This is a genomic window from Streptomyces albidus (ex Kaewkla and Franco 2022) (assembly GCF_013870515.1).
GTDB lineage: Bacteria > Actinomycetota > Actinomycetes > Streptomycetales > Streptomycetaceae > Streptomyces > Streptomyces albidus.
The window spans coordinates 1-3610 of sequence record NZ_JACBXA010000390.1; the positions used below are offsets into that span (position 1 = coordinate 1).

Here is a 3610-nt window from a genome sequence, read left to right on the forward strand (position 1 = left end):
CACGCTGCTGACCGCCGTGGTGGAGGAGAAGGACGTCACCCGCGCGTTCAGCGCCGACTCCATCCTCACGGAGCTGGTGTGGCTCGCGGCGCCCGGGCTCGTGGTGCTGCTCGCCCTGCAGGTGGGACCGGGCGTGCCGATGGCGGTGTGCGCTGTCTGTCTCATCGTGGGTGCGGCCATGGTCTTCACCCTGCGCTCGGCCAAGGCCGCCGAGAAGGACGCGGAGGAGGGCGGGGAGCGTGCGCCCAGGGCCGTGGTGCTCTCGGGCTGGCCCATCTACGTCACCAGTGCCGCCGCGATGTCCCTGATGGCCGTCTCGGAACTGGTGTTGGCCCCGCTGCTGCAGTACCGCGACCTTCCGGTCGGTCTGGCGGGCGTCCTGCTGATGGTGTTCGCCGGGCTGTCGGCGACGGGCGCCTTCGTCTACGGCCTGCGGACCTGGCCCGGCACCGCCCGTACGCACAGCCTGCTCTGCCTGGTCGGCACCGCGGCCGGCGTCACCGTCGTCGCCGTCGTGCCGGGCCTCGTCGGCATCGTCCTGGGCTTCCTCACGGCGGGTGTCCTGCAGGCCGTCGTCATGGTGACCCGCAACCTCGCGCTGCGCGAGGTGCTGCCGAGCAACGCCCACACCGCGGGCTACTCGGTGATGTACGCGGTCCAGGGCATCGGCTACTCGCTCTCGGCGGTGTTCGCCGCCGCGATGCTCGACTGGTCCACACCCACCGCCGCCATCCTCACAGGAGTGGCGTTCACCCTGGTGCTGACCGCGGTCAGCACCCTCGCGGAGCGGCGCGCACAACCCGCCGCCGCACCGCACCCCGTCGAGAAGCAGCGTGAGACTTCGGAGAGTTCCCCTTGACGAGGACGACTCCCGCCCCGACACCCTGGGAATCCGCCGAGCCTCTGCCAGAGCGGACCACGCCCGCCGACCTGGCCTCCGTACCAGCCGACGGGCTGCCCTCCCACAACGGGCCGCGCGGCCGGGTGCTCGTCATAGGCGCGGGCATGGCGGGCCTCGTCGCCGCCCACGAGCTGCTGCGGCAGGGCCACGAGCCATTGATCCTGGAGGCCCGCAGCCGGGTCGGCGGCCGCATCCACACCGTGCGCGACCTGGCGCCGGGTCTGTACGCGGAGTTCGGCGCGATGCGCGTCCCGCGGGTCCATGAACTGACCCTCGGCTACTGCCGCGAATTCGGCCTCGAGCTGCGGCCCGGCACCGCCTTCAACCCCAAGGCGCTCGCCTACGTCGGCGGCCGCCGGCTCACGCTGGAGCAGGCCGAGCGCGACCCCGGGCTGCTGCCGTTCCCGCTCACCTCGTACGAGGCGCACCGCAGCCGTGAGGAGATGTGGCGGGAGGCCACCGAGGAGATCCGGGAGCTCTACCGGCGCGAGGGCGAGGGGGCGCTCGAAGCGCTGGCCGCCAAGTACGACGCGTACTCGATCCGCGGCTTCCTCAAGGCGCGGGGCTGGTCGGAGGGCGCGATCGAGCGCTACGGCGTGATGTCGCACTCCGAGTCCACCCTCAACACGGCCGTCATGCAGGAGTTCCGGGAGGTGATCGGGAAGGCGTACGAGGACGTGCAGGAAGTCGTCGGCGGGATGGACCGGTTGCCGATGGCGTTCTACGAACGGCTCGCCCCCCACATCCGGTTCGGCGTGGAAGTGACCGCGCTGGAGCAGCGCGGGGGATCGGTGACGGTACGTGCCCGGGTCGGGGGCGACCGTGTCTCCTTCACCGGCGACCAGGCCGTCTGCACCCTGCCGTTCTCCGTGCTGCGCGGGATCGAGGTGAATCCCGCCTTCTCGCAGGGGAAGCAGAAGGCGATCCGGCAGCTCCACTACGATGCCGCGACGAAGATCTTCTTCCAGGTGCGGCGCCCTTTCTGGGAGAAGACCGACGGGATTCGCGGCGGCACCACCGTGACCGACCTTCCGGTGCGCCGTGTCATTTACCCTGCCTATCCGGATTCGCCCGACTCACGTGCGGTGCTGCTGGCCAGCTACACATGGGGGCAGGACGCCCTGCAATGGTCGGCGATGAATTCGAGCCAGCGTGTGGAGCGGGCACTCCGTGACATATCCCGAATACATCCAGAAATCCTTGAGGTGTTCGAGAGCGGAATAAGCCATTCCTGGTATCAGGATCCCTACGCCATGGGCGGCTACGCCTTGTTCGAGCCCGAGCAGCAATCTTCGCTGCAGGCCGAGATCAACCGGTCGGAGGGGCTCGTCCACTTCGCCGGAGAGCACTGCTCGCAGTGGCCCGCATGGATCGAGGGAGCGGTGGAATCGGGCCTCCGCGTCGCGCGCGGAATCCATCTCGGCCAGCCATTGTGAACAGCTCACGAAAACAGTGATCGCCCGTTCCGGCCCCCCTGTATCACACCTCTATTACGGTAAGCTCCTGCATCTCAAAAGCTGAACAGAGGCCGACGGGGACGGGGGCTCGGCGTGGGGCTCGTCATTGCGAGAGAAGACACGACGACCGTGGTGAGATGCGTCGTGGAATTGCTGCAAGGCCTGACCGATGCGCCCATCGAGACGCTGAGGCGCACCGCGAACGAGACCTCCGTGGCACACGCGGTGCAACTCACCGAGGCGCTGCTGCAGTTGGCGCCGTCGAACGCGTCGGCCGAGTGGCTGCGCTGCCTGCTCTCCGAACTGCACTTCATCACCGGCCGGCCCGCCGACAGCATCGCCGTGGCGGCCGCGGTGTCGGGGGACGCGGTGGCGCCCTCCGTCGCAGGCAGCGTGGCCGTGGCCGAGGTGCTCTCCTCCGCGCTGCTGCGCCCGGACACGGCGGAGGCCGAGGCCCGGCGGCGTCTGCGGGCCGCGAGCGGGGGCATCGCCCACGACCCGGCGGCCATCGCCTCGGCCTCCGTGCTGGCGGACTGCCGGGCCCGGGCGGGCGACATGGAGGAGGCGCTGTACTGGTCGCGGCGGGCCGCGGCCCACGCCGATCTGGTCCCCTCGCCGTTCTGGAGCATGCATCTGCTGGTCGAGGCTGCGTCCCGGATGGCGGACGCCGGTGAGGACGTGGAGGCGGAGGCGCTGGCCGAACGGGTCCGCGCACAGAGTGAGCGGACGCCCTACCCGGGCATTCAGGCCGCGCTCATCCGCGTACAGGCCAAGGTGCTGATCCAGCGCGGCCTCTGGTCGCTGCTCACCATCCGCAGCCACGGACTCGCCCAGGCGACGACGGAGGACCGGAGCGAGCGGCTGCACGCGCCGCTGCTGCTGGCGCAGTTGAGCATCGCCGCGGTGTACTCCGGCGACCTGCCCACCGCCCGGGAGGACTTCGAGGCCTGCCGGAGGCTCCTGCCGGACGGTGGCCCGGACGCCTGGGCGGGACGGCACGCACCCGAACTGCTCTGGTCTCAGCTGCTGTTGGAAGAGGGCGACGGCGGCTGGAGACCTGCCGTGCACCATCTCGCGCGGCTGGCGCGGGACCCGGGCGCCCCACTGGTGCGGCTCTTCGCCACGGTCCCCGGGTCGGCGGCATGGGCGGCCCGGCTCGCGTCGAGCGCCGGCAAGCAGAGGCTCGCCCGGCACATCGAAGGCGTCGCCGAGGACTTACGCGCACGGCAGCCGCGCCGCAACGCGCTGTCGG

3 protein-coding genes are annotated in these 3610 nt (G+C 70.8%); all 3 read left to right on the plus strand.

Annotated elements, in window-relative coordinates; all coding sequences use genetic code 11:
- Positions 1 to 859 (plus strand): hypothetical protein (locus H5J26_RS29375; RefSeq protein ID WP_181769001.1); only part of this gene is annotated, 859 nt, incomplete at its 5' end.
- Positions 856 to 2337 (plus strand): flavin monoamine oxidase family protein, encoded by a 1482-nt coding sequence (locus H5J26_RS29380; RefSeq protein ID WP_210771891.1) that lies wholly within the window; start codon positions 856 to 858, stop codon positions 2335 to 2337. The genes H5J26_RS29375 and H5J26_RS29380, both read left to right, overlap by 4 nt.
- Positions 2338 to 2502: 165 nt before the next feature.
- A partial coding sequence (locus H5J26_RS29385) for a hypothetical protein (protein ID WP_210771892.1) occupies positions 2503 to 3610 on the plus strand: 1108 nt, incomplete at its 3' end.